The sequence below is a fragment of the Cyclobacteriaceae bacterium genome (assembly GCA_030584025.1).
Taxonomy (GTDB): domain Bacteria; phylum Bacteroidota; class Bacteroidia; order Cytophagales; family Cyclobacteriaceae; genus UBA2336.
This window is the reverse complement of sequence record CP129487.1, coordinates 2305169-2329872: the sequence shown is the minus strand read 5'-3', so window position 1 is coordinate 2329872 and position 24704 is coordinate 2305169. Positions and strand designations below refer to the sequence as shown.

Sequence of the window (24704 nt, the reverse complement as noted above, 5' to 3'; positions counted from 1 at the left end):
TCCCTTTCATGCAACGTTTTGCCAGCATGCCGCGTCTGTGGACTAAATACGTTATTATGAAAAACGCTCTATTAATATCCCTTATATTATTGGCATTTGGTTCATTTGCTCAAGAAGCGCAAAAAGCTGTAGACTCATTTACCCGAATTGATGTTTTTGGACCATTTGAAGTGGAATTGGTTAAGGCTGAAGCGTATTCCATTGAAATTGATTACCGTGGTATTGATACAGATGATGTGTTGATGGATGTGACTGGGGATGAATTAAAACTGAAACTTCGCAATAAGCACTACATGGATGAGTGGCGCTCGAACGATTACCCACGTTCGCGCTACATTAAAGTGAAGGTTTATTATACAGAACTCAATGATCTGCGTGCGCAGGCAGGAGCAGATATTTTTTCAGAGGAATCATTGAAATCGAAGAATCTCGCTTTAGAAGCCTCCATGGGTGCAGAAATACGTTTGCCCGTTATCTCAAAAAATTTGTATACCCGATTAAACATGGGTGCAGTGGTTGAATTACAGGGCCAGACAGAGAAACATGAAATAAAAGCAAACATGGGTGCTGTGCTCAAGGCATCGCGATTGGAAAGTAAAACTACCTATGTAAATGCCAGTATGGGTGCAGAGGTTAAGGTGAATGTGGTTGAGGAGATTGAAGTGAATGCCGGGTTTGGTGCGGCAGTAGACTACGTAGGTTCACCGAATGTTCGGAACACATCAACCAATTTTGGTGCTGAGGTGCGGGGAAATTAATCAACTTGTACTAGTTCGGTTGACTAACCGCATCTGAATATATTCGTTGAGCTTGAAGCAGAGCCATCCGCATAGTAGCCCAATTGACAAGCCCACAATAATATCACCTGGATAATGTACGCCCAGGTAAATGCGGGTATAGGTTACAGCCCCCGACCATAAAAACATAAAACCAACAAACCGGTAATGTTTTCTTAGCAACAGAAAGATAAACATCGCTACACCAAAGGTATTGGCAGCATGTCCTGAGGCAAATCCAAACTTACCGCCTTTGTAACCATTCACCGTATGCACCTTTTCAGCAATTAGCGGTTCGTGGGTGGGGCGCAAACGCGCAAAGCCCGGTTTCATAATGCCGCTCGTAATCCGGTCGGTAAGGGCAATACAAATACCGATGCACAGCAGTGGTATCCATATTTTTTTTCCAAACGTTTTGGCCAGTAAGTAAATCAAAAAAATAAAAAGAGGAATGGAGGTTAACGTGTTCGATAAATAAAACATGATCTGATCGAGCCAGGGTGCATGCAACCCATTAAGAAAGAAAAAAACCTCAGTATCCAGTTGTCCGATATAGTCCATAATTTCAGAAGTCGCGCAAAAATAACTAATTATGCTGTGAATAATGAGTATGGCTACGCAGGCACCTTCCAGTATTTTCATGGTTCGTCCGGCAGCATTTGGTTTTAATACCCAAACAGCTGAATCAAATGCTTTTCAGGTGGATGACACAGATGACTCGACATCAGTTCAACAAAAGGCTTTGCAGGAATTTGATCGCATGGTGGATCTGTTGCGTTCGCATGATATTGATGTTCACGTTGTTGATGATACGCCTGTTCCGGTTAAACCGGATGCTGTATTTCCGAACAATTGGGTTTCATTTCATGAAGATGGCCGGGTGATATTGTATCCCATGCTTGCCGAAAACAGACGCCTTGAGCGCAGGGCCACCGTTGTGGAAACGTTGACTGAATCATTTGAAGTTTCAGAAGTCGTGGATTGGTCTGGAGAAGAGCTAAACAACCATTTTTTGGAAGGCACCGGAAGTGTGGTGTTTGATTATGTGAATAAGATAGTTTATGCAAATCGTTCACCACGCACAAACGAAAATCTCGTTATCAGGCTTTGTGATTTGTTTGGTTTTAAACCGATAGTTTTTGATGCCTTGGATGCCGCGGGAAGACCAATCTATCACACCAATGTGTTGATGTGCATCGGATCAAAGTTTGCTGTGATTTGCCTGGATGCCATTCCAGGCGATGACGATCAGGAAAAAATTCTATCAGCTTTTGCGCAGACTCAACATAAAGTAGTAGCGATCAGTTATGCACAAATGAATGCATTTGCCGGTAACATGATTGAAGTAGCCAGTAAAAATGGGGAGTCTTTCGTGTTACTTTCGGAACAAGCATTTCATTCCCTTCTTCCCGGTCAGGTGGATGCGATTTCTCGTTTTGCCGAGATGATTCCGATTTCCATACCTACAATTGAAAAATTTGGTGGTGGCAGCGTTCGCTGTATGGTAGCGGGAATTTTCAATCCTAAGCGTTAGGCATCTGGTGCTTCATGAATATGTTCTTCAATCCAGGCTTCTGCTTCTTTGGTAGACGTACAGAATTGAACCTTGCTCCCCGCTCTTTCAATGGCTGCCTGAATGCGTTCCAGATAATCAAGGTTGTGTTGTATGGGATCGTACACCACAACAATGCGTATTAATCCATGGCGCACGGCATCGGGTATTATGCTGGTTACCATCCAGATTTGATCATCCGGTGAAATATTTCCCTGTTTGCGTAAATCGGAAATCCAATACGGTGTATTGTATATGCGCAATACATCCATACACTTGCCAAACAAATCGCGATACGCCTCGCTGGTAACTTGTTTTTTCCAGCTGATACCGGCTGTGTTTGAACGTGCGTTGTAATAAATCTGACCATAGTCACTCTCAAAGCAGATCTGACCATCAACCGCATCTGTTTGTTTAAAAAATAAGGTAAACCGTGTGCCCCCATTGAGTTCACTGGTTACGCCTATCGTTCCTCCCAATGTTTCTACCTGTGATTTTACCAGGTACAAGCCTAGCCCTTTTCCATCAGTATGGGTGTGAAACCTTTTGTACATGCCAAAAAGATCTTTCCCGAACTGATCGAGGTTCATACCCAGTCCGTTATCAGCAAATGTTAAGATGATTCCCTCATCTGTTCTTTTGGTTGCAACTGAAATAATCAGTGTGCGGTTGTGTGAACGGTACTTGATGGCATTGCTCAATAAGTTAAACAAAATACTATTCAACAACGGCCGAATGGTGTACATGAATGGGGCTTCCGTGAAATCGATCAGAAACTCCGCACTCTCTGGAAGCTGATGTTCCAGGTTTTGATGTACCCGGTCAAATTCCTGTTGAAAAATTACTTTTTCCTTAATCCGGTAGATATCATTTCTAATATCAATGATTTTATTCAGGTCCCGAATGATAGCATCCAGTTCGTGTGCCGATTGTTTAAGCAGGCCCATCAATTGTAGCTGATTTTCGGAAAGGCCCTCAGTCTCCATAGAGAGTAAATTCTCTAACCCGATAAGCCTGGCCACAGGTGCGCGCAGGTTATGTGAAATGGTGTGGGAGAATTGACGTAATTCACTGTTGTATTTGGAAAGCTCTTCGTTGGCGTCAATCAGAGCCTTATTCTTTTGTGCTACCAGATCTTCCAGGTGTTCATTGTGTACATGAAGTTGTTCTTTTTGCTTTTGTATCACTTCGTATGCATCGCCCAGTTTTTCCTGGTTGGCCCGTAATTCCTCTGCTTGCGAAATCATCTCTTCGTTTTGCATTTCTTTTTCCTGGTTCACAAGTGCCAGCTGGTAATTTTGTTGTATGAGTTCGCGGTTGGTTGTTTCAAGAGTTTTAAACAGTTCAAGGTTTTTGTTGTCAGATTGATCAACCATTCTTTTCAGCATAAAGGCAGCCGACACCAAGGCCATAAACTCAATAAAGAATACCAGGTTGTAATAAATGAACGTATTTCTGTTTTGGTAGAAATCCACCTCTCTTCCAAATAGGGCCAGAATAAAATCATAACCAACAATACAAACAAAGCAGACAAAAAGGGTGAGAAAGATCCAGCGCTTTTCCCGAAAGGTATCGAATACAATTACAGGAATGATGCAGGTTGCCATGGTGAGTATGCGCGGTGGAAAATAAGAAGCGCTGTAGATGAGTGGAGAGGAGCTTTGAGTGCCCACGGCAATTAACCAAATGATTAAAACGGGAATAACAACTGATATAAGCGTTCGGCTAAAAAGATTATATCCATAATAATTTAGGATCGGAACTAAAGCATAGAAGATTAAACCAGTTGAAGCGCGCATAATTCCCGGTGTTACACTGGTAAGTATCACCAGAACCCCCAAAAGAATAATAGTCAGAAAGAAAATTATTGCGGCAATTCGGTTTGATAGGATGATACTTCTGAATAAGTAGGGCTGCGTACTATCTGAAATACCAAGTGTTGAATACCGCTGCCAAATTTCCATGCACAGAGTTTTAACGCAGTTAATATAAGTCCTTTTCTTTAATAGATTATGTGTATTTTCACCCTTATTTGTCTGTAGTATGGAAAAGTATGATCTTGTTGTAATTGGTGCCGGTCCATCCGGATATGCAGCCGCCATGCGGGCTATTGATTTCAAAAAAAAGGTTTTGTTGATTGAAAAAAATAAGGTAGGGGGAGCAGGTGTTACGAACGGTGCGCTGTCTTCCAAAACCTGGTGGGAGCTTTCCCGAGAAACGGCTTCCTTCCGAAAAAATTTGAAGCGATATAATATAAAGGCGCCCAGTGTCGACTATAAAGAAATTCAGGCAGAGGTACAACGTGCCGTTGTGGAAAGAAAAACCATGTTGCTGGAGCATATGGAGTTGCTCAAAAATTCCGGATACTTTACCTTTTATCGTGGAACAGCAAAATTGCTAAGTCAGCACGAAGTTGAGATTACAGGAGAATTTGGTAAGACAACCGTAGCCGCAGATTACATCATACTGGCCACAGGAAGCCGCCCACGCTATTTGCCTGAACTACCCATTGACGAGAAGGTAGTGATGACCAGCGAAGGCATTGAAGGGATGCAAGATTTTCCGGAGAGCATGGTGATTGTTGGGGCAGGGGTTATCGGGTGTGAATATGCCACTATTTTTTCCGGTTTCGGTAAAACAAAAGTGCACCTGATTGATAAGGGTGATCGCATATTACCCTTTGAAGATGAGGATGTGGTACGCGTGATTGAGCGTAACATGGAGAACAACGGTGTTCTCATTCATAGAAAGTCGCAGTTGGTGCGCATGGAAATCAAAAATGGCAGGGTGGAGTATGAATTGGAATATACCGATGGGAGCAAGGAAGTTTTTAACGTAGAGAAGGCATTGGTTTCGGTTGGGCGAGTGCCCAATTATGAATCGCTATGGGATCCTGATGAAGTGGATATTCATATATCCAAACGGGGTATCGAAGACAACGACACGCAAACCAACGTATCGAATATTTATGCGGTAGGTGATATTACGGCAGATATCTCGTTGGTTAATGTAGGTGAGTTGGAAGGCCGCTATGCGGTTGAAAAGATTTTTGGTCATCCACAACGCAAGTTGGTATACGAAAACATCAGCACGATTATGTTTCTGAGTCCGGAAGTAGCCGGAGTAGGATTAAATGAAACACAGGCTCGGGAGAAAGGTATTGATTATCGGGTGGTGACGCTTGATTATAGTTGCATTCCTCGCGCCATTGCCAAACGCAATACACAAGGTTTTATTAAATTATTGGTCACAAACGATGACCAAATGAAAATTCTCGGCATGAAAGTGGTAGGGCTTCATGCATCTAGTGCCATACAGGCAGTGGCATTGTTAATTAGTATGGATAAAGGAATTGATGAGCTGGCCGAGTGTGTGCACCCGCATCCTTCTATTACGGAGGGTATTCAGGAGTGCGTGCGCATGTTGTTGGGTAAGTCCATGTTTAAACCTAGCGTACTTCGTTCCAGACTTTCATGTCGAACGTGTACAAAGGGTGCGTATCAGGATATGATTTTTTAGTAATGATTACAAGACTAATACTTATTGTTGTTTTGTTTGCCACAACCTCATGTTTATACATGATGAAGCCGGTAAAACCTGTTGCACCTAAAAAGTCAGTGTATGAGGAAGTTGATCTGGAGGGCATGATCAGGCGGTATATCGCCAAGACGCATGGCGATGAGCCATCAATAGAAGGTATTTACACTGTTTCTGGCGAAGTGATTCGAAAAGGTAAAACGTTGCTCTCGTCTGTTGAGCGTGAAAGGACCATTGAGCGTAAGGATAATTATGCCCGTATAGCCATTTTAAAAGACTGGCCGGAATCAAATACGGAGTATGTGGAAATTTCATTGGAAGAAAAAAATGCGCCCCGGTATCCAATTGTTGCCGAGTTGAATGAGTTGGCTGAGGGTGGAGGTTTCATTTACAAGCATTTTGAACCAAAAGGAAAGGTGCTCACGTTTACGTTTCTCTACGACAAAAACAAACCCGATATTCTGGAAGGTGTGTATACAGAAACTAAAAATGACGTTGTGATTAAGTACAAACTTACTTACGTTAAAGTCTATCCGAAGAATAATAATTATAGATAGATTAGTTTATCGAACTAATAATAAACAGCAACATCCTGAAGCGCCTTTCGCTCCAGTTTCGGAACAAATGTTTCTGTAGCAGGATAGCCCACCGGGATCAACAAAAAGGGTCGCTCATTTTCCGGGCGGTTTAAAATTTTGGTTAAGAAATTCATCGGACTGGGGGTATGCGTAAGGGCAACCAAACCCGCAAGATGTATGGCGGCCAATAAAAATCCACAGGCCAATCCGACTGATTCATTTACGTAATAATTTGTTCCTTTTGTTCCGTCTTCTTTTAGATCATAGGCTTTTTTAAAGACCACAATCAGGTAAGGTGCAATTTCCAGAAAGGGTTTGTGCCAATCGGTTTGCAAGGCTTTAATGTCATCCAGCCACTCTTCACTCATGCGGCCGGTGTAGCTTTCATATTCTTCCTGTTCGGCTGCTTCTCTTATTTTTCTTTTCATTTCAGGATTTTCAACTACACAAAATGTCCACGGCTGCTTGTGTGCCCCGCTGGGTGCGCTGGAGGCTGTTAGGATAAGATTGTCAATCACCTCTTTTGGAATAGGTTTATTAGAAAAATCGCGAACCGTTCTGCGTTGGTTCATCCACTGGTAGAAGGACTTACTTCGGTTAATGACTTCTTGTTCGGAAAAGGTTTCAGTCACATGGCGAACAAACGGAAAGCCATTGATGGTTTTGGTTTCGGATGAATTCATGCTGAAAGATAGAATTCTGCCTCTAAACTTCGAAGCGCATCAATGTAAGCCGGTTGACAAAAGCATTGATAAATGAATTTTGTGGGACCTTTGCGAACTTCGCGCCTTTGCGTGATATTATTGATGACGCTTTTTCAATACCCCCTCCACATCCGAAAGGGTCTTATTCTTAGCCGCGAGCAGCACCAGGAAGTGATACATCAGATCAGCTGCTTCCCCCAGAAACAATTCATCATTTTGATCTTTTGATTCAATCACCAACTCTACCGCCTCTTCGCCCACTTTTTGCGCTACTTTGTTAATGCCCGCCTGTAATAGTGAGGTTGTGTACGATCCTTCTTTTGGATTTGCTTTTCGTGATTGAATGGTAGTTTCGAGTTCTTTTAGTCCGAATGATTGATTGGATTCATTAAAACACGTGTCGGCACCGGTGTGGCAAACCGGACCAGTTGGTTTAGCTTTTATTAACAAGGTATCTGCATCACAATCCGCAATAATGTCAATAACCTCGAGGAAGTTTCCGGAAGTTTCACCTTTTGTCCACAATCTTCCTTTCGTGCGACTAAAAAACGTTACCCGTTTTTCGGATTGTGTTTTAGCCAACGCCTCTTCGTTCATGTATCCCAGCATCAAAACCTTTTGCGTGGTATTATCCTGAATGATGCATGGAATCAATCCGTTGTTTTTATTGAAATCAGGTTTCATAGTCGTACGGGTATCTTGTGGTTTTGTAAAAATGATTTGAGTTCCGGTATGCGAATCTCACCAAAGTGAAACACGCTGGCAGCCAACGCGGCATCGGCTTTAGCAAGCGCAAATACATCAGCAAAATGCCCCATACTACCGGCACCGCCAGAGGCAATGACAGGGATGGTTAGTAATTCATGCAGTTTGGAAAGTGGATCAATCGCAAACCCATTTTTGGTTCCGTCATGATCCATGCTGGTAAACAGAATTTCTCCAGCTCCACGATCTTGCCCTTCTTTAGCCCAGGTAAAAAGTTTTTTATCGGTTGGATTCTTTCCGCCATGCGTATGCACAATCCAGGCATTGTCGATTTTTCGGGCATCAATGGCCAACACAATGCACTGCGCACCAAATGCTTTTGAAAGTTCGCTGATCAGTTGAGGATTTCTGACAGCCGATGAATTCACGCTTACTTTATCAGCACCTGCTTCCAGCAAAGGCGCTACATCTGCTACTGAACTGATGCCACCACCAACCGTAAACGGAATATTAATGTGACGCGCAATTTCTTTTACCAATGAAGCAAATGTTTTGCGCTGCTCCTGTGTTGCTGAGATGTCGAGAAACACAAGTTCATCTGCACCTTGCGTTGCGTACGCGGATGCCAGCTCAACCGGATCACCTGCATCACGTAAGTCGACAAAGTTTACGCCTTTTACGGTGCGACCGTCTTTAATATCCAAACATGGAATAATTCGTTTCGTTAACATGGTTAAGGATTGATGCTTTGAAGTTCGGTCAGGCTAACCCTTCCTTCGTAAATGGCTTTTCCAACAATGGCGCCATACAATCCGGTAGCCTTTAATTGCTTGAGGTCATTGAGGTTACTCACACCACCACTGGCAATCAGTTTTAGCGAAGGAAACTGTGTAAGCAGCTTTGCATATAAATCCACATTAGGTCCGCCAAGCATACCATCTTTGCTGATATCAGTACAGGTAACGTAGGTGATGCCAATCTTTTGGTAATTGGAAATAAAATCCTGAATGGAGAGGGAAGAGGTTTCCGTCCATCCGCTGATGGCAATGCGTTCTTCACGCACATCGGCACTGAGAATAATTTTATCTGCACCAAATTCATCAACCCATATCGAAACTTTCTCAGGCTCCTTCACTGCCACGCTGCCCAGGTTAACTTGCTTCACACCAAGTTCTAAAAGTTGTCGTATTTCCGATTTGGTTTTGATGCCTCCTCCAAAATCTACTTTTAAGGACGTACTCGTACAGATGGATTCCACCACTTTCCAGTTTGTTACCTTGCCCTGCTTTGCGCCATCCAGGTCTACGAGGTGCAAGTACTCCAATCCCGCTTCTTCGAACGTGCGGGCCACGGCAACCGGATCGGTTTCGTAAACTTTCTTTTGTGCATAATCGCCTTGCGCCAGGCGTACACACTGTCCGTCAATAATATCAATGGCGGGTATAATCTTCATATATCCAGAAAGCTTTTTAAAATTTTTTCCCCTGCCTGTGCCGATTTTTCCGGGTGAAACTGCACGGCATAGAAATTATCTTTTTTCATGGCTGCACTGAACGGTACAATGTAATCACTGACAGCCGTTGTAAATTCATTGACCGGCACATAATAACTGTGTACAAAGTACACACTGCTATTCTCTACTGATTTTTCCGGCCAACTGTTGGTCAAGGTCAGGTTGTTCCAACCCATGTGCGGCACTTTAAATTCTTTTGTAGCCTCGAACTTCTTTACCACTTCATCAAAAATGCCCAGGCATGGCGTATTGTTTTCTTCTGAGTGTTTGCACATCAACTGCATACCTAAACAAATTCCTAGCACAGGTTGTTTCAGCCCGCGTATTACCTGGTCGAGCTTCTTATTTTTTAAATACGCCATTGTGGTACTGGCTTCACCCACTCCTGGAAATATAACCTTATCAGCGGACAGAATTTTTTCAACATCATCGGTTATTTCAAAGTCAACCGTTAATCGTTCTAATGCGTACGACACAGATTGAATATTGCCAGCGTTGTATTTTAGGATTACAGTTTTCATTTTAATCTGTGTTAAGTATTGCAAATCTGAGCCCTGAGGCTCTCGAAGGGCGGTTTACCTTACAACATTCCCTTCGTACTCGGTAACTCACTTCCATCTTTTTTTACCGCCATCTTAATTGCTTTTGCGAACGCTTTAAAAATGGCTTCTATTTTATGATGTTCGTTCGTGCCTTCTGCTTTGATGTTCAGGTTGCATTTGGCCGTATCGGAAAATGATTTAAAGAAATGCAAAAACATTTCCGTTGGCATCTCGCCAATTTTTTCCCGCTTGAATTCGGCTTCCCAAACCAACCACGGCCTGCCGCCAAAGTCGAGGGCAACTTGTGCCAGGCAATCATCCATGGGTAACGCAAATCCGTATCGTTCAATGCCCCGTTTGTTACCCAAGGCTTTCAGAAATGCTTCACCAAGTGCCAGCGCTGTATCTTCAATGGTGTGGTGTTCGTCAATGTGCAGATCGCCTTTGGTGTGAACAGTTAAATCAATATTTCCATGTCGTGCGAGTTGATCAAGCATGTGATCAAAAAAAGCTAGCTCTGTGCTGATGGATGACTTTCCATTGCCATCAAGATTGACCGTAATGGAAATATCGGTCTCTTTTGTTTTACGGTTTACTGTTCCGATCCGTGGGGTTTTCGATAGGAACTCGTAGATGGTTTTCCATTCTGTAGTGATCAGGCTGTTTGATTCTGCGTAGGCGGATGCATTCAGTTTTTCTTTAAGTGATCCGTTGTTGATCAGAATTGCTTTACAACCCAGATTTTTGGCCAGTTCAACATCGGTCAGCCTGTCGCCAATAACATAGGAGTTGGCTAAATCATAATTCCCCGAAAGAAATTCTGTAAGCATACCGATACCCGGTTTGCGTGTAGGTTTATTTTCGTGCGGAAACGACTTATCAATGCATATTTTGGAAAACCGAATGCCTTCGCCTTCAAGCGTCTTCAGCATCTTTTCTTGTGCCGGCCAGAAGGTTTCTTCCGGAAATTTCTCCGTGCCCAATCCATCCTGGTTGGTCACCATCACCAATTCGTAATCGGTTTCTGCTGTAAGCTGACTAAGCCAACGAATTACACCGGGGTAGAACTCCAGTTTTTCCAGGCTATCGATTTGCTCATCCGGAGGTTCGATAATTAAAGTGCCGTCACGGTCTATGAATAAAACACGTTTCATAAGGTCTTCAGGGTTTCAATGAGTTTTAAATTTTCTTCCGGTGTGCCAACCGTAATGCGTAAACAATCTGCACACAATACCACTGTTGAGCGGTCACGGACAATGATGCTGCGCTCAATCAATTGATCATAAATATGACGTGCGTCTTTCATTTTAACCAATACAAAGTTAGCATCGGTAGGGTAGACGCGCTGCACCATGAGTAAAGATTGTAATTGTTTAGTGAGTACTGACCGCTGGTGCAGAATCGTATCAACCTGTTTGTTTTTTTCTTCAACAGTTGAAAGTTTTTCAAGGGCAACCTGTTGGGTGAGGATGTTGATGTTGTACGGATACTTGATTTTGTTCAGCACCGAAATAATTTCTTCTGAAGCAAACGCCATCCCCAGTCGCAAGCCGGCCAAACCCCACGCTTTGGAGAAGGTTTGCAAGACAATCAGGTTCGGATACTTTTCTAGGACGGGAAGAAATCCTTCGTCATCAGCGAAATCAATATACGCTTCATCCACCACAACGATGCTGTTAATACGTGCAATCAGTTCAATTATTTTTTCTTTGGAAAGCAGGTTGCCTGAAGGATTATTGGGTGAACACAGAAAAACAACTTTTACTGATCCATCCAGCGCTTGTTTAACAGCTTCCAGGTCTAAATCGAAATTTTGATCAAGGGTAGCCCGCTTAACGGATACGTTATTTATCCCTGCACAAACGGCATACATGCCATACGTAGGCTCAGTTATTAATATAGAGTCCTTACCAGGTTCACAAAATGCGCGGATAATCAAATCGATGGGTTCATCGCTTCCGTTGCCAAGAAATATTTTCCCCGCCTCAATGCCTTTCAACTCACTGATGCGTTGCTTTACTTTTTTCTGCAGCGGATCAGGGTAACGGTTATAGGCCGATGGAAATGGATTTTCATTCGCATCCAGGTACACGTCTGCCGTTCCCTTGAATTCATCCCGCGCAGTGGAGTAGGGCTTGAGGTTTTTTATGTTTTCTCGTAAGAGTGATTGAATGTTCATGAGCGGATTTGATGTTATACGTTGTTAAGTCGAATGCTGATGGCGTTTTTGTGTGCGATTAATTCTTCAGCTTCAGCCATGACCTCCACTACCGGTCCGAGTTTTTTAATTCCTTCCTCTGAGATTTTCTGGAAGGTGATGTATTTCAAAAAGCTTTCAACGGAAACGCCTGCATAGGCTGTGGCATAACCATTGGTTGGCAAGGTGTGGTTTGTTCCAGACGCATAGTCACCCGCAGCTTCGGGCGTGTAGTTGCCGATGAACACCGAACCAGCATTGATGATTTTTTCGGCAAGCGCATCAGCATTTTTCGTATTGATGATCAGGTGCTCAGCCGCATAGAGGTTGACAAAGTTTAGTGCTTCGGTTTCATTGTCAATTATCAGTGCACGACTGTTTCTTAACGCCTGTTCTGCAATTTCTTTTCTAAGCAGTGTTGCCAACTGTTTTTGAACTTCCTCCTGAATTTTTTCTGCAAGTTCTGCACTGTTTACTACCAACATCACCTGGCTGTCGGTACCATGCTCAGCTTGCGACAACAAATCGGCAGCAACAAATGCAGGTGTTGCAGATTCATCAGCCCACACCAACACCTCGCTGGGGCCCGCTGGCATGTCAATGGCCACGCCTTGCTGATTAACCAGTTGCTTGGCTTTGGTAACGTATTGATTTCCCGGTCCGAAAATCTTATTCACTTTCGGAATGCTCTCTGTACCATAAGCCAATGCAGCAACAGCCTGTGCACCTCCTGCTTTAAAAATTTTGGTTACTCCTGTGAGGTTTGCTGCGAATAAAATAGCCGAGTGGATATGGCCTTGCTTGTCGGGCGGAGAAACCAAAACGATTTCGCGGCAACCCGCCAGCTTAGCCGGGATGGCCAGCATGAGCACGGTAGAAAACAAAGGTGCAGTTCCTCCGGGAATATAAATGCCCACCTTTTCAATTGGTACACCTTTGCGCCAGCATGAAACACCAGCCATGGTTTCCACGTTCACCACTTCGCGAAGTTGCGCCTGGTGAAATTTTTCAATATTCGCAGCCGCGACTTGTATGGCTTCTTTCAGTTTTCCATTAAGCCTATCAACAGCGCGTTGAATTTCTGTCTGGCTTACAGCAAGTTCATGTAATTCAACTTTATCAAATTGCTTCGTAAATTCTTTCAGTGTGTAATCGCCACCTTGCCTCACCCGTGCCAGAATATTCTTCACCGAACTTTCCAGAAACTCCAATTGAAGTTGCGGCCTTTCACAGAGTTGTTCCCAGGTGTTTCGTGATGGATTGTTGAATACTTTCATCGTATATGTTGATCGATTTCTTAATTAGGTTGCTTCTTTAGTCTTTCAGCTTACTACTTGTGTCTATAAAATCATCTTCTCAATCGGTATCACCAAAATGCCTTCTGCCCCCAGCTTCTTCAACTGATCAATCTTTTCCCAGAAATCATTCTCATCTACAACCGAGTGCAACGAACTCCAACCGGGTTTGCTTAGCGGCAGTATGGTCGGACTTTTCATCCCCGGAATTACATTCGTGATGGGCTCAATAGCCTCATTCGGGCAATTCAATAGAATGTATTTGTTGTTGCTTGCTTGCTGAACGGCTTCCATGCGGAAGACCAGTTTGTTGAGGATTTGTTTTTTGCTTGCATTGAGCTTTCCTGCAACCAGTACCGCTTCCGATTTCATGACCAGTTCCACTTCCTTCAATCCGTTACTGAGTAGGGTGCTGCCGGTGCTCACAATGTCGCAGATGGCATCGGCCAGACCAATACCCGGTGCAATTTCTACCGAGCCACTGATTTCGTGAATGCCGGCTTTGATGTTGTTGCGTTTCAGAAAATCGCTGACAATGTTAGGGTAGGAGGTGGCGATGTTCTTACCCTCAAACCAACTTATACCGGTGTATTGTTCCGTGCGTGGTACGGCCAATGCCAATCGGCATTTGGCAAAGTTGAGCCGCTTGATGATTTCTCCTGCTTTCTGCTTTTCTGCAAAAATGTTTTCACCAATAATGCCTGCATCGGCTACACCATCTTCAATGTATTGAGGAATGTCATCATCGCGTAGAAAAAGTACTTCCACCGGAAAATTGGAAGCCTGTGTTTTCAATTGATCCTTTCCGTTGCTGATGCTGAGTCCGCAGTCTTTTAATAACTTCAACGACCCTTCCTGCAGCCGCCCTGATTTCTGAATGGCAATTCGTAATACTTCGTTCATTTCAATTTAATTTATCTTTTGCTCTAACCCGAAGCCTGAGCCTGTCGAAGGCTGAGGTCAAAAAAAAAGGCCTGCCGTAATCGCGGCAAGCCTTTCTTCAAAGTCTTTATAGTTTAGTTAAAACATAAACCTGCCACGCATCGTGCTGTTAACATGATGATGGTGGTGATTGTTTATGTTGTTTGTGTAAATCATTTTACGGGCGTAAAGAACGCATCCGGTGGCGACTTCTCAAAATTTCTTTTCACTTTTCTTGCGGCAACACCCAAACCGATGCTCAAAATCAGGAAGAAACCACCTACTCCGCCAAAGATTACGCTGATCAGGTACCGGTCGTTAAACGAGTCGATAATGGCTTCGTTGGGGTTTTCAGGGTTGAGCAGCAAGGGTACTTGTTGGCCCACTTCGTAGTCGGGCGGACTGGAATAAAAGCTGCTTTGGTATTGGCGCAGTGTATCCTGATACGTGTACTCCACCAAAGGAGCCAATGACCCGGTTTCATTTTCAGTCAGGTTAATGACTGTGCCTTCTATTGGAATACCCTCATTGGCAAAGCGGTTTTCATAGAGGTACATGCCAATAGCCACACCGGCAAACATCAGCGTAACAAGAATGAAAAATATCATGAATCCGTTGAGCACCAGCGACAGGCAGCCCCCTGAACCGCCAATGGCGCGCCCCATCTGCTTCCCCATTTGCGGCACAATTACATTGGCCATGGGGTTTTCCCGTTCGATGGTCAAAATGAGTTGGTCCGCTTGTTCATCCGTTACCTGAAACTTTTCTTTTAACAAAGCTTTTGCTTCGGTACGTTGACCGCTTCGGATGAGGGCTGTAACTTGTTGCCGGATTTCCTGTTGTATGCTCATGAAGATTGATCAAACGAAGATAATTAAAATTTTAAGCCTGCTGTTATTTCTCTCCTCGCTGGCCTGTTCTGATAGTATTGAAACACGCAAGCAACGCTTTCTTTTAAAGGGAAATGAGTTGTTGATGAAGCAAAACTTTCCGTTGGCTGTAAAAAATTACAATGAGGCTTTGAAGTTGGACTCCTGTTATGCTGATGCACACAACAACCTGGGCACCGCCTACTTTCGGCAGAAACAATTTGCGGAAGCCTTGCAGCATTACCAAACCGCCATCGGCTGCAAGCCCGGTTTTTTGAATGCCATTTTTAATCGCGCCAACACGTATTACGAATTGGAAAAACTAGACGAAGCCCTTGCGGATATAAAAACCATTCGCGCCACTAAACCCGATACACTGCCCGTTCATTTCCTGGAAGGATTGGTGTACACCAAACAGCGTAATTATCCGGCAGCGCTTGAAGCATTTAATCGCGGGTTGAAACTTGATTCGATCAATGCCGAACTGTGGGTGAACATCGGCACCGTGCATTACTATGCACACGCTTACGCGGATGCGAAACGTGCATTGGAGCGTGCCGTTGTGTTAAACGACAAAGAAGCCAATGCCTGGAATACTCTGGCGATGGTGCTTGCAGCAGAAGGCAACTTACCAGAAGCGCATGCACAACTTAAAAAAGCACTCGACCTGAAACCACGCGATGCCTACTACCTGAACAACCGCGGCTATTTGTTTTTGCTGGAAGGTGATTTTGAAAAAGCGTTGGAAGATATCAACCAAAGCATAGCCCTCGATCCGTATAACGGTTGGGCATATCGCAACAAAGGCATCTATTATATAAAGAATGCAGATTACACTTCGGCCATTCGCCTGCTTACACAAGCCGTTTCGTTAGATCCATTTATCGAAGAAGTGTATTACTACCTGGCACAAGCTTACATCAGCAGTGGTGATGCCGTAAAAGGCTGCGAGGCCTGGGCCGAATCGGTGAAGCGCAAAGAACGTACAGACGCATCGTTTCCTATGTGTAAATAATCATAGATCCTTTAAACTCTGTGGCTCTCTGCGCATCCTCTGTGATCTCTGCGGTTAAAAAAATTAAACCGCAGAGTGCGCTGAGAAATCGCAGAGGCTTAGCGCAGAGAATACACCTTATCCATTTTCCAAACGTGTAATCAATTCCTTTTTTATCAGGTCAAAATATTTCGTAATATTGATATAATCTTAAAACAATTCGGTTATGTCAAAATCAATGGATCGTAAAAAGGAGACCAAAAAAGCTCCCAAGAAAAGTTTGAAAGAAAAGCGCGCTGAAAAACGCGCCAAGAAAGGTTAACAGTAAGCCCATCTTTCAGGTGGGCTTTTTTAATATCATCCGTTATTGCGAGACTGCCTGCGGTAGGCAGGCTGAAGTTCTGAGGGTGGGTGGGGCGAAGCAATCACACACTATATAGTTTGGACTAAACGTAATGTGCGGGATTGCTTCACGCCAGCGCTTACGCCAACCCTTCCGTTCGCAATGACGAAAAAATCCCGTCATTGCGAGGAACGCTGACCAGGCTTTTTCACTTGTATAAATCGTTCGCGTGACGAAGCAATCCCATACTATATCATTTAGACTAAACGAACTTTTGGGATTGCCTGCCTGTTCGGCAGACAGCCTTCACGCCAACCCTTCCGTTCCTGCCTGCAGCAGGCAGGCGCTATGACGAATTCTTAAAAATTCCTCGTATCTTCATCCACTCAAATCTCTATAAATGAAAAACATCTCCCTATTCATCATCCTCCTCGCAACACTTGCATCCTGTACCACCAAAAAAGAAACCGCCACCGAAGAAACGTGGATACAACTCTTCAACGGCAAAGACCTTACCGGGTGGACGCCAAAAATCTCCGGTTACGAAGCGGGCGTTAACTTCAACAACACCTTCCGGGTGGAAGATGGCATTTTAAAAGTTTCGTACAGCGAATACGATTCCTTCCGCGGGGAGTTTGGGCATTTGTTTTATAAAGATGAATTTACCCACTACCGTCTGCGCATTGAATACCGCTTTGCGGGCGCGCGTGCACCGGGCGCGGCCGACTGGGCTTTTATGAACAGTGGCGTAATGGTGCATGGCCAACGCGTGGAGACGATGGGTGTAGACCAGGATTTTCCCGTTTCGCTCGAAGCGCAGTTTTTGGGCGGTACTCCCGAGCGCCAACGGTCTACCGGTAATTTGTGCACACCCGGCATGCATATATACCTGGCCGACACGCTTAATACCGTGCATTGCATCAGCGCGCCAACCAAAACGTTTATGGAAGGCGAGTGGGTAACCGCAGAAGTAATTGCCTATGGCGACAGCCTCCTGCACCACGTAATCATGGGCGACACCGTGCTCACCTACACGAAACCAGTCATTGGTGGCGACTACCTACCCGAAAACTATGCGATACACGCAGGCACACCGGTTAAAGGCGGCACTATTTCACTGCAAAGCGAGAGTGCGCCCATTGAGTTCAGAAAGGTGGAGTTGATGGTGTTGAAGCAATAGCCCATTTTAATGTTTGTTGTTGATAAATTTTCAATTGACTGTTCTGAGAATATTACTGATGATATTTTTATTCGAATATATCTAGATACAGAAGGGGATACATATACATCAGCCTTGAACAGGTATTTCAGAAATGAACTAACAATTAAAAAGCCTTGGATTGGGTGGTTGATACGAATCATAAACAATTTGAACTCCGTAGAACAAGGTTAGGAATATTAAAAGATGGTATTTCTATGTTTGAAATCCATGGGAAGTTAAATGAAAGTAGTAGGGAGCTTCATATTGAAATAAAACCGAAAAGGTATGGCTTACTTGGATTCTTATGGTTAATAGCGTTTTTGTTTATTCCAGTGTTTACTTTTTTTAATGACTTATACGGATGGGTGATTTTTAGCTGTGTAATAATTCTTGAGATTCTTCTTGTGATTCTGGATTTTAGGAAAACTGAGGAGAGTTTTAAGGACTACCTTATGCAGGTAATGAATGTGCATTCAAAATAGTTATACTTTAAAACTTTTACTACTTTGTTGGAGAAGAACTCCAACAAAGCGATAAGAATCTTTTATTTTATGACAAGAGCATTATTTTACCTGATAATCGGACTTCTAATTTCATGTTCTCAACCAAATAAAAATACCGAGACAGCAGATACCTTAAGAACAACAGAGAAAGCAGACACCATAATACCAACGGTGACAGCAAAAGAGGAGAAAGATATAGCGACAAACACAAGTTCTGATTCAGACGAAGAAGACTGTATATTTAACAACGACTACAAGGGACTGACAACTAACTGGCTAGCGGAACTTAACATAAAGGACTTCATATGGAGAAATGACCTTAAAAAAGCACTCGTTTCAATTGGACAAGACACAGTTTTCTTTTCAAAAGGTGGTTGTACTCACTCAGGGCTTTTAGTTGAGTTGAAATTGACCGATGACAGTTATCCTATCACAGACTCGACATACTGGATAAATAAAGTGCTAGAACTTTCCATAGACTATAAAATGGATCACTACAGTAAAATGATCAGAGAAGGAAAAATAAGAAGAGCACACAGCGGACAGAAAAGCGTTTGGTACGAAATTGAGGATGATGACCCGGAAGACAATCTGATTTATAATGGAATTGAAATAGTACATGACGGACGTAACAAAAGAATAAGTATTAGCCAATATTTCAATTGAATGGAGATAAAGCTACCGAATTCATTAAAAAAATACAGAAATGATGACGATCATAAATAATGTTTGGCTGATTATCGGTGTTGTTAATTTCATCCTAATAATAGTTGCGGTTATTGTAATTGTTTACAACAAAAAGATGACAACAACTGGGAGAGTGTTGAGAATATTGGAGATTATCATTCTACCATTACTGGGACCAGTATTTACCTTGATTGAAGTTTTACATTGGAGAATGAAAGATGAAAAGAACAAAAGCAAAAATGGAGTGTAAGAACGTTCTAGCCGTTGTTGGTCTTCTTGACCAATAACGTATTAGGAGTGCATGTTTGTTTGAAAAGAACTCAAACGATGGCTAACTTGTATCTAATACAAGTAGAATAGGGATATGAGGTATATCGTTCAGGTAATAGTACTTTTCGTCACCGCCTCATTTTGTTCAGGCCAAAACCTTCATAGCTATACCAGCGATGGACTTACGCTTTACTATGAGCAACACGGCAGCGGTCCAGCGTTGTATATTTTGTCGGGCGGGCCGGGCGAGTATCCGGGGCAAAGCTACCGCCAGCTGGCCGATAGCCTGAAGAATTGGTACACCTGTGTTATCGTACATCAGCGCGGCTCGGGTAAATCGCGCAACATACTTATTAATGAAAATACCATTTCCATAGCCCGGTACACCGATGATCTTGAACGCTTGCGTCAGCACCGTGGCGATAAGCAAATTGCCCTGCTGGGTGTTTCGTGGGGCGGACTGTTGGCCATGAATTATACGGCACAGTATTCCAAATTTGTTTCGCACATCATCCTGGTGTGTTCTGCGCCACCATCCTATAAACTCTGGAATGTGTTGTATGACAATCAGTTTGCAAGACGTTCCGCAGTTGAATTGGATTCACTTAACAGGCTGCAGCAAATCTTTTCTGGTAAAACTGAACGCGAGCTTGATTCATTGAAACGGGCTGACTCGTTGAACAAAATAGTATTGGCCTACAAGGAATTTATTCTCATTCACGTTCGGGCTATGTATCACGACAGGAGTAAAATCTCCCGGAAGATGTACGAGGGGTTATTTTACGAGTTTAATTTTCAGCCTATCCCTATCATCGATAAAGAAGTACTGGAAACAAAATTCGACATCACCGATAAGCTAAAGAAATTAAAAACTCCGGCCTTGATTGTCTATGGCCGCCAGGATGATCAGGGTGAGTCGACATTTTACATGCAGCAGGAATGTTTTCGAAACAGTGAAATGCATGTTATTGAACAGTGCGGCCATGAAATTATGGAAGAACAGCAGGAGGCGTTTTATCGGATACTATTGGGGTATGTGAAAAAGATGAATTCAAAAGGAAATTAATTATACGTTTTTAAAATAATGATGGAAACTATTTTATGAAGAAAATTATATTCATCATCACTTATTTCACAGCACTTCAGCTGAATGCTCAAGTCATAACTTTAAATACAGGATTATCCGCATCCAAATTTAGTTGGAATGCAACGCCATTAGGTTATACACCACAAGATGAAGTCGCAAGAAACAGCTCAGTTTTTCTTGGCGTAACTTATTATAATAAGAGACATTTCAGTTTCTCCAGTAATATTGGATATGTGTCAAAAAAGCATAGTGGACTAGTCTATTTTCCCTGCGGAGCAAACGCTGCCTGTCAGGGTAGGTCTGTTACGGTTCTCAATTATGTGTCAATAAATACAACAATCGATTTGAAGTATCCAACCCGTTCAGGCATTGTCCCATTTATTGCAGCTGGTCCGCGAGTGGATATTTTGGTTGCAAACAAAAGCAACGCTTTTAGTTATTTCCAAACCCAGTTTGATGTAAATCAGATACAATATGGTTGCACATTGGGATTTGGTATTAGGTATGAAATATCAAATGTTCAAATTGGTTTGCGGACTGATTTTCTTTTAAACTTCAACAACACCTCTGAACTGAAATTTGAAACCATGGATGAAACTTTTATATTCTCCGAGCGTACACAGTTTTTTGGACTTACTCTTGGTTATAAACTTAAATAGAATCAGTATCATGAATATCCAGTAGATCGTTTATGAAAATAACGTTCGATAAAATCACAATGGAGAAACTTCATGAAGTTAAAGCCATCTACGACTGGTACATAAGAAACGCTACCGCCACATTTCACACCGAACCCATTACACTTGAGCAATTGCAAGAATTTATTTTCATCAATCATCCGCTGTACAAATCTTATCTGATCTATGGTGATGATAGACTTGCCGGCTACTGTTTCTTAACCTATCACAAAAAGCGACCAGTCTATGATCGCACTGCTGAAATCAGCATTTACCTCAAGCCGGAGTTCTCTGGCAAGGGAATCGGGAAAGCAGCATTGAGATACCTGGAAGACGTTGCAAAAGAAGTAGGCTTAAAAAACCTGGTAGGCGTAATTACCGGTGACAACCTTTCCAGTATCGCGTTATTTGAAAAAGCAGGTTTTGTAAAGTGTGCGCATTTTAAAAATGTAGGGGAGAAGTTTGGAAAGGTGCTGGATGTAGTGGCGTATCAGAAGGAGATTGGTCTTTGATTTTATGTAGATAGTAATGCGCGTGGTGATTCCCCCTTCGGGCCCGCATGACCTTACGGGCAGGGTTAGGGGGCGTGCGTGGGTGATGGTATTATCAAAAAACCTCGTATTTTTAATCTTCACTTAATCCCATTCAAAAATGACCATCGGAATTATTATTGCCATTGTGGCTGTCGTGCTGGTTTTCTATGTAATCGGCATCTACAACAACCTGGTAAAACTCAGAAACAGAAGAGAAAACGCGTTTGCGGATATTGATGTACAACTGAAACAGCGCCACGACCTCATTCCTCAACTGGTAAACACAGTTAAGGGTTACATGAAGCATGAAGAAGGCGTACTCACCAAAGTAACGGAAGCCCGTAGCAAAGCCATGAGCGCCAGCAGTATTGACGGTAAAATTGCAGCAGAACAGCAATTGTCAAGTGCGTTGGCTGGCTTGCGCATTCAATTGGAAGCCTATCCGGATTTAAAAGCCAATACCAACTTCATGCACCTGCAAAGTGAAATATCTGATGTGGAAAATAAATTGGCTGCCGTGCGCAGGTTCTTTAATTCGGCAACCAAAGAACTGAACACCGCCATACAGGTTTTTCCCAATGTATTGTTTGCCGGTATGTTTGGTTTCAGCACCGCGGCTATGTTCGATTTAGGTGAAGAGCGCGCAGCCGCCACTAAAGCTCCTGATATTAATTTCAATTAACCGATGGCCGGTTATGTTGGGATTCATACCCAGATAAGCCGGAACAACCGGATGTCTGTGTTATACCTGCTGGCCTTTCCGGCATTGGTGCTGGGAGGTGTTTATGCTTTCTTGTATTTCACTTCGGGAAGCGAAAATTATCCAACCGATATTAGCCGGGTAAACGAACTGTTTTTGGTTGTGGCTCCGTGGGTGGCAGGAGTTGTTGTCATCTGGTTTCTGATCGCCTTTACGCTTCACAGCAAGATGATTGATGCGGCCACCGGGGCTAAAACCCTGGAGCGCAAGGAAAACATGCGTGTGTATAACCTGGTAGAAAACCTGTGCATGACAGAAGGAATGACTATGCCCAGAATTCACATCATTGAAGATCCCGGATTGAATGCTTTCGCCAGTGGCTTGACTGAGAAAAATTTTACTGTGACCCTGACCCGTGGTATTATCGATAAACTCACCGATGATGAACTGGAAGGCGTGATTGCGCATGAGTTGATGCACATTCGTAACCGTGATGTGCGGTTGTTGGTGATCACTATCATTTTTGTAGGAATTTTTTCGTTTGTGGTGCAGATTCTGTTTCGTAGTGTATTGTACGGTCGCGGCCGGAGCAGTAACAACAAAAAGGATGGCAGGCTGATTATTATCGCGTTGATCATTGCCGCAGTCGCTTACTTTCTTGCCTTGATGTTTAAGTTTGGCTTATCGCGTAAGCGCGAGTACATGGCCGATGCGGGTGCAGCCGACATGACCAAGAATCCGCAGGCATTGGCTTCTGCCTTGCGGAAAGTTTCAGGTAATCATGAAATCAGCACTGTAAAAAATGATGAAGTAAAGGAGATGTTCATTGAAAACCGCCCGGATAAATCGTCCGGGTTCATGACTGCGCTGGAAGGATTATTTGCCACACATCCGCCCATTGAAAAGCGCATTAAGATTTTGGAGGAGTTCTGAGATGTACAGTTTTTCAGCAAAGTATTTTCTGATTTTATTTCTTGTCGTCAGTTGTGCGAAAACCTCACAGGAAGAGTCAGAGGTTTACGTTACCGGTGCCATGCGCAACGTGATGTGGAAGGGCGAGTTGCAGGGCACGATTGATCTGGATTCGCTTCGGGATAAAGAAAATCTTTATGGACTTGGACCGATTGAATTTCTGGTGGGTGAAATTTTAATACTGGATGGCAAGTCGTTTGTTTCGCGCGTGTTAACAGACAGTACCATGTCGGTTACAGAAACCTTTCAGGTGAAAGCACCTTTTTTTGTTCATGTGCAAGTGCCGCAATGGGAATCATTCGGTTTACCTGATAGCGTTACTGAACTAAAGTCGTTGGAAGGATTTATTGATAGCATAATGACAAACCAAAAACATCCTTTTGCTTTTCGGTTAACCGGAAAAATCAGCAAGGCTACTATTCATGTTGTAAACCTTCCACCGGGCTCTACAGTATCTTCACCGGATGAAGCGCACCAGGGTCAGGTTAACTATAAAGTAGTTGGTGAGGAAGTTGAAATTCTTGCCTTTTTTAGCAGGCGCCACAAAGGCATCTTCACCCACCACGATTCCAACATGCACCTGCATTTAATTACACGTGATAATTCCATGATGGGCCATGTTGATAAGTTGGAATTTGATCGTGGTGCCATGAAGTTATGGCTCTCATCACAAGAATAGTAAATCTCAAATCCGAAATCTTGAATCTTAAATCAAATTACCCCACAACCAAAAATTTAACCCCAGCCGACAGCAACACCACAAATAAAAAGGTGGTAATCAGTTTGGTGTTGAATTTCCCTGAACCCAAATGAGCTCCGGCATAGCCGCCAATGATCACAACGGGAATAAAGTATAGAATTTCTTTTGACAGATTGGGTAGGGAGGTGTAATGCCCGGCCAATCCCAGCAGCGAGTTGCACAAAATAAACAGAGCCGCAATGCCCGAGGCTGTGCGCAGGGTAGTTAATCCCATTAAAATCAAAATGGGTGAAAGAAAAATGCCACCGCCAACGCCTAACAATCCCGAAAGGAAACCAATCAGTGCACCGATACCCAGAGCCAGTACAAGGGAAATGGATTTTTTCTGATCCGTTGGTTTCAGGTATTGTCGTGCCAGCAACATGGCGGCTGATCCGATGAGAAAAAGTCCGGCCAGTTTTTTAAACCAAAACGGATCAAGCTGCAGGTATCCGCCCACAAAAGCCAATGGTATGGAGGTTAGCGCAAAAATCAAAAAGAGTTTTTTATCGAAGTATCCGGCACGAATGAATTTGTATGATGCAATGAGGGAGACTACAATATTGAGCGTGAGCGAAACCGGTTTCATGGATTCCACCGGAAAGGAGAGGAGCGCCATCACCGCCAGGTATCCGGAGGCTCCCGCATGTCCCACTGAAGAATACAGGAATGAGATCAGCAGAAACAGAAGACTGCAATATATAATCATATCTGACTCCATGAGGGCAAGATAATATTTAGATTAGTAATTAAAGTTGCTAGAATGTTGTACAGTTACTATAATTTTAGAATCGAAGCATTGTCCCCCG

General features: G+C 43.3%; 27 protein-coding genes. 14 read left to right on the top strand and 13 right to left on the bottom strand.

Annotated elements, in window-relative coordinates:
- Positions 1–56: 56 nt before the first annotated feature.
- Positions 57–758 carry a head GIN domain-containing protein gene (locus QY309_10370; protein WKZ58274.1) on the top strand — a complete coding sequence of 234 codons (702 nt, stop codon included), beginning with the start codon at positions 57–59 and terminating at the stop codon, positions 756–758.
- On the opposite strand, the gene QY309_10365 is transcribed toward QY309_10370, so the two are convergent.
- Positions 759–1418 (bottom strand): phosphatase PAP2 family protein, encoded by a 660-nt coding sequence (locus tag QY309_10365; GenBank protein ID WKZ58273.1) that lies wholly within the window; start codon positions 1416–1418, stop codon positions 759–761.
- Here QY309_10365 and QY309_10360 point away from each other — a divergent pair.
- Entirely contained in the window at positions 1387–2310 is a 924-nt protein-coding gene (locus tag QY309_10360; GenBank protein ID WKZ58272.1) for an arginine deiminase-related protein, read from the top strand. The two genes, QY309_10365 and QY309_10360, sit on opposite strands and share 32 nt — an antisense overlap.
- On the opposite strand, the gene QY309_10355 is transcribed toward QY309_10360, so the two are convergent.
- Positions 2307–4292, bottom strand: a complete 1986-nt coding sequence (locus QY309_10355; GenBank protein ID WKZ58271.1) for an ATP-binding protein — start codon at positions 4290–4292, stop codon at positions 2307–2309. The genes QY309_10360 and QY309_10355 overlap by 4 nt on opposite strands.
- 79 nt (positions 4293–4371) lie before the next feature.
- Here QY309_10355 and QY309_10350 point away from each other — a divergent pair, with 79 nt between their 5' ends.
- Both QY309_10350 and QY309_10345 read left to right on the top strand, forming a co-directional pair.
- The gene (locus QY309_10350) at positions 4372–5847 is read left to right on the top strand and encodes an NAD(P)/FAD-dependent oxidoreductase (protein WKZ58270.1); all 1476 of its coding nucleotides are present in this window, start codon (positions 4372–4374) and stop codon (positions 5845–5847) included.
- Positions 5848–5906: 59 nt separating this feature from the next.
- Positions 5907–6422, top strand: coding sequence for a hypothetical protein (locus QY309_10345; protein ID WKZ58269.1), 516 nt, complete (start codon positions 5907–5909; stop codon positions 6420–6422).
- Between the two features lie 14 nt (positions 6423–6436).
- Here the strand turns inward: QY309_10345 and QY309_10340 are convergent, their stop codons facing one another.
- The 10 genes from QY309_10340 to QY309_10295 form a co-directional block, all read right to left on the bottom strand.
- The gene (locus tag QY309_10340; protein WKZ58268.1) at positions 6437–7126 is read right to left on the bottom strand and encodes a nitroreductase family protein; all 690 of its coding nucleotides are present in this window, start codon (positions 7124–7126) and stop codon (positions 6437–6439) included.
- 117 nt (positions 7127–7243) lie between these two features.
- Positions 7244–7831 carry a bifunctional phosphoribosyl-AMP cyclohydrolase/phosphoribosyl-ATP diphosphatase HisIE gene (hisIE, locus tag QY309_10335; protein WKZ58267.1) on the bottom strand — a complete coding sequence of 196 codons (588 nt, stop codon included), beginning with the start codon at positions 7829–7831 and terminating at the stop codon, positions 7244–7246.
- Positions 7828–8583 (bottom strand): imidazole glycerol phosphate synthase subunit HisF, encoded by a 756-nt coding sequence (gene hisF, locus QY309_10330; GenBank protein ID WKZ58266.1) that lies wholly within the window; start codon positions 8581–8583, stop codon positions 7828–7830. The genes hisIE and hisF overlap by 4 nt, the downstream gene beginning before the upstream one ends.
- Positions 8584–8585: 2 nt before the next feature.
- The gene (gene hisA / locus QY309_10325; protein ID WKZ58265.1) at positions 8586–9305 is read right to left on the bottom strand and encodes a 1-(5-phosphoribosyl)-5-[(5-phosphoribosylamino)methylideneamino]imidazole-4-carboxamide isomerase; all 720 of its coding nucleotides are present in this window, start codon (positions 9303–9305) and stop codon (positions 8586–8588) included.
- On the bottom strand, positions 9302–9886 hold the full coding sequence (hisH, locus tag QY309_10320; GenBank protein ID WKZ58264.1) for an imidazole glycerol phosphate synthase subunit HisH: 585 nt from the start codon (positions 9884–9886) through the stop codon (positions 9302–9304). The genes hisA and hisH overlap by 4 nt, the downstream gene beginning before the upstream one ends.
- A gap of 59 nt (positions 9887–9945) precedes the next feature.
- Positions 9946–11061: a bifunctional histidinol-phosphatase/imidazoleglycerol-phosphate dehydratase HisB gene (gene hisB / locus QY309_10315; protein WKZ58263.1), complete on the bottom strand. Its 1116-nt coding sequence runs from the start codon at positions 11059–11061 to the stop codon at positions 9946–9948.
- Positions 11058–12086 carry a histidinol-phosphate transaminase gene (hisC, locus tag QY309_10310; protein WKZ58262.1) on the bottom strand — a complete coding sequence of 343 codons (1029 nt, stop codon included), beginning with the start codon at positions 12084–12086 and terminating at the stop codon, positions 11058–11060. The genes hisB and hisC overlap by 4 nt, the downstream gene beginning before the upstream one ends.
- A gap of 14 nt (positions 12087–12100) precedes the next feature.
- Positions 12101–13381, bottom strand: coding sequence for a histidinol dehydrogenase (gene hisD, locus QY309_10305; GenBank protein ID WKZ58261.1), 1281 nt, complete (start codon positions 13379–13381; stop codon positions 12101–12103).
- Positions 13382–13444: 63 nt separating this feature from the next.
- Complete coding sequence (gene hisG / locus QY309_10300) at positions 13445–14302, bottom strand: ATP phosphoribosyltransferase (protein WKZ58260.1); 858 nt, start codon at positions 14300–14302, stop codon at positions 13445–13447.
- A gap of 191 nt (positions 14303–14493) precedes the next feature.
- Entirely contained in the window at positions 14494–15171 is a 678-nt protein-coding gene (locus QY309_10295) for a DUF3592 domain-containing protein (GenBank protein WKZ58259.1), read from the bottom strand.
- Here QY309_10295 and QY309_10290 point away from each other — a divergent pair.
- The 10 genes from QY309_10290 to QY309_10245 all read left to right on the top strand — a co-directional run bounded on the left by QY309_10290 (position 15164) and on the right by QY309_10245 (position 23835).
- On the top strand, positions 15164–16204 hold the full coding sequence (locus QY309_10290) for a tetratricopeptide repeat protein (GenBank protein ID WKZ58258.1): 1041 nt from the start codon (positions 15164–15166) through the stop codon (positions 16202–16204). The two genes, QY309_10295 and QY309_10290, sit on opposite strands and share 8 nt — an antisense overlap.
- Positions 16205–16926: 722 nt before the next feature.
- Positions 16927–17706, top strand: coding sequence for a DUF1080 domain-containing protein (locus tag QY309_10285; GenBank protein ID WKZ58257.1), 780 nt, complete (start codon positions 16927–16929; stop codon positions 17704–17706).
- Positions 17707–18278: 572 nt separating this feature from the next.
- A complete protein-coding gene (locus tag QY309_10280) occupies positions 18279–18896 on the top strand; it encodes a hypothetical protein (GenBank protein WKZ58256.1) in 618 nt (205 codons plus the stop codon).
- Positions 18897–18936: 40 nt separating this feature from the next.
- Positions 18937–19167, top strand: a complete 231-nt coding sequence (locus QY309_10275; protein ID WKZ58255.1) for a hypothetical protein — start codon at positions 18937–18939, stop codon at positions 19165–19167.
- A gap of 114 nt (positions 19168–19281) precedes the next feature.
- Entirely contained in the window at positions 19282–20253 is a 972-nt protein-coding gene (locus QY309_10270; GenBank protein ID WKZ58254.1) for an alpha/beta hydrolase, read from the top strand.
- A 35-nt stretch (positions 20254–20288) separates the two neighbouring features.
- A complete protein-coding gene (locus tag QY309_10265) occupies positions 20289–20933 on the top strand; it encodes an outer membrane beta-barrel protein (protein WKZ58253.1) in 645 nt (214 codons plus the stop codon).
- Positions 20934–20965: 32 nt separating this feature from the next.
- The gene (locus QY309_10260) at positions 20966–21463 is read left to right on the top strand and encodes an N-acetyltransferase family protein (GenBank protein WKZ58252.1); all 498 of its coding nucleotides are present in this window, start codon (positions 20966–20968) and stop codon (positions 21461–21463) included.
- 139 nt (positions 21464–21602) lie between these two features.
- Positions 21603–22166: a LemA family protein gene (locus tag QY309_10255; GenBank protein WKZ58251.1), complete on the top strand. Its 564-nt coding sequence runs from the start codon at positions 21603–21605 to the stop codon at positions 22164–22166.
- 3 nt (positions 22167–22169) lie between these two features.
- Positions 22170–23117 (top strand): M48 family metallopeptidase, encoded by a 948-nt coding sequence (locus tag QY309_10250; GenBank protein ID WKZ58250.1) that lies wholly within the window; start codon positions 22170–22172, stop codon positions 23115–23117.
- A gap of 1 nt (position 23118) precedes the next feature.
- Positions 23119–23835, top strand: a complete 717-nt coding sequence (locus QY309_10245; GenBank protein WKZ58249.1) for an acetolactate decarboxylase — start codon at positions 23119–23121, stop codon at positions 23833–23835.
- Between the two features lie 37 nt (positions 23836–23872).
- Here the strand turns inward: QY309_10245 and QY309_10240 are convergent, their stop codons facing one another.
- Positions 23873–24616 carry a sulfite exporter TauE/SafE family protein gene (locus tag QY309_10240; GenBank protein ID WKZ58248.1) on the bottom strand — a complete coding sequence of 248 codons (744 nt, stop codon included), beginning with the start codon at positions 24614–24616 and terminating at the stop codon, positions 23873–23875.
- Positions 24617–24704: the final 88 nt, after the last annotated feature.

Coding starts and splice junctions, on each gene's coding strand:
- QY309_10370 (WKZ58274.1), top strand. CDS start 57: ATGAAAAACGCTCTATTAATATCCCTTATATTATTGGCATTTGGTTCA.
- QY309_10360 (WKZ58272.1), top strand. CDS start 1,387: ATGGCTACGCAGGCACCTTCCAGTATTTTCATGGTTCGTCCGGCAGCA.
- QY309_10365 (WKZ58273.1), bottom strand. CDS start 1,418: ATGAAAATACTGGAAGGTGCCTGCGTAGCCATACTCATTATTCACAGC.
- QY309_10355 (WKZ58271.1), bottom strand. CDS start 4,292: ATGGAAATTTGGCAGCGGTATTCAACACTTGGTATTTCAGATAGTACG.
- QY309_10350 (WKZ58270.1), top strand. CDS start 4,372: ATGGAAAAGTATGATCTTGTTGTAATTGGTGCCGGTCCATCCGGATAT.
- QY309_10345 (WKZ58269.1), top strand. CDS start 5,907: ATGATGAAGCCGGTAAAACCTGTTGCACCTAAAAAGTCAGTGTATGAG.
- QY309_10340 (WKZ58268.1), bottom strand. CDS start 7,126: ATGAATTCATCCGAAACCAAAACCATCAATGGCTTTCCGTTTGTTCGC.
- hisIE (WKZ58267.1), bottom strand. CDS start 7,831: ATGAAACCTGATTTCAATAAAAACAACGGATTGATTCCATGCATCATT.
- hisF (WKZ58266.1), bottom strand. CDS start 8,583: ATGTTAACGAAACGAATTATTCCATGTTTGGATATTAAAGACGGTCGC.
- hisA (WKZ58265.1), bottom strand. CDS start 9,305: ATGAAGATTATACCCGCCATTGATATTATTGACGGACAGTGTGTACGC.
- hisH (WKZ58264.1), bottom strand. CDS start 9,886: ATGAAAACTGTAATCCTAAAATACAACGCTGGCAATATTCAATCTGTG.
- hisB (WKZ58263.1), bottom strand. CDS start 11,061: ATGAAACGTGTTTTATTCATAGACCGTGACGGCACTTTAATTATCGAA.
- hisC (WKZ58262.1), bottom strand. CDS start 12,086: ATGAACATTCAATCACTCTTACGAGAAAACATAAAAAACCTCAAGCCC.
- hisD (WKZ58261.1), bottom strand. CDS start 13,381: ATGAAAGTATTCAACAATCCATCACGAAACACCTGGGAACAACTCTGT.
- hisG (WKZ58260.1), bottom strand. CDS start 14,302: ATGAACGAAGTATTACGAATTGCCATTCAGAAATCAGGGCGGCTGCAG.
- QY309_10290 (WKZ58258.1), top strand. CDS start 15,164: ATGCTCATGAAGATTGATCAAACGAAGATAATTAAAATTTTAAGCCTG.
- QY309_10295 (WKZ58259.1), bottom strand. CDS start 15,171: ATGAGCATACAACAGGAAATCCGGCAACAAGTTACAGCCCTCATCCGA.
- QY309_10285 (WKZ58257.1), top strand. CDS start 16,927: ATGAAAAACATCTCCCTATTCATCATCCTCCTCGCAACACTTGCATCC.
- QY309_10280 (WKZ58256.1), top strand. CDS start 18,279: ATGACAAGAGCATTATTTTACCTGATAATCGGACTTCTAATTTCATGT.
- QY309_10275 (WKZ58255.1), top strand. CDS start 18,937: ATGATGACGATCATAAATAATGTTTGGCTGATTATCGGTGTTGTTAAT.
- QY309_10270 (WKZ58254.1), top strand. CDS start 19,282: ATGAGGTATATCGTTCAGGTAATAGTACTTTTCGTCACCGCCTCATTT.
- QY309_10265 (WKZ58253.1), top strand. CDS start 20,289: ATGAAGAAAATTATATTCATCATCACTTATTTCACAGCACTTCAGCTG.
- QY309_10260 (WKZ58252.1), top strand. CDS start 20,966: ATGAAAATAACGTTCGATAAAATCACAATGGAGAAACTTCATGAAGTT.
- QY309_10255 (WKZ58251.1), top strand. CDS start 21,603: ATGACCATCGGAATTATTATTGCCATTGTGGCTGTCGTGCTGGTTTTC.
- QY309_10250 (WKZ58250.1), top strand. CDS start 22,170: ATGGCCGGTTATGTTGGGATTCATACCCAGATAAGCCGGAACAACCGG.
- QY309_10245 (WKZ58249.1), top strand. CDS start 23,119: ATGTACAGTTTTTCAGCAAAGTATTTTCTGATTTTATTTCTTGTCGTC.
- QY309_10240 (WKZ58248.1), bottom strand. CDS start 24,616: ATGGAGTCAGATATGATTATATATTGCAGTCTTCTGTTTCTGCTGATC.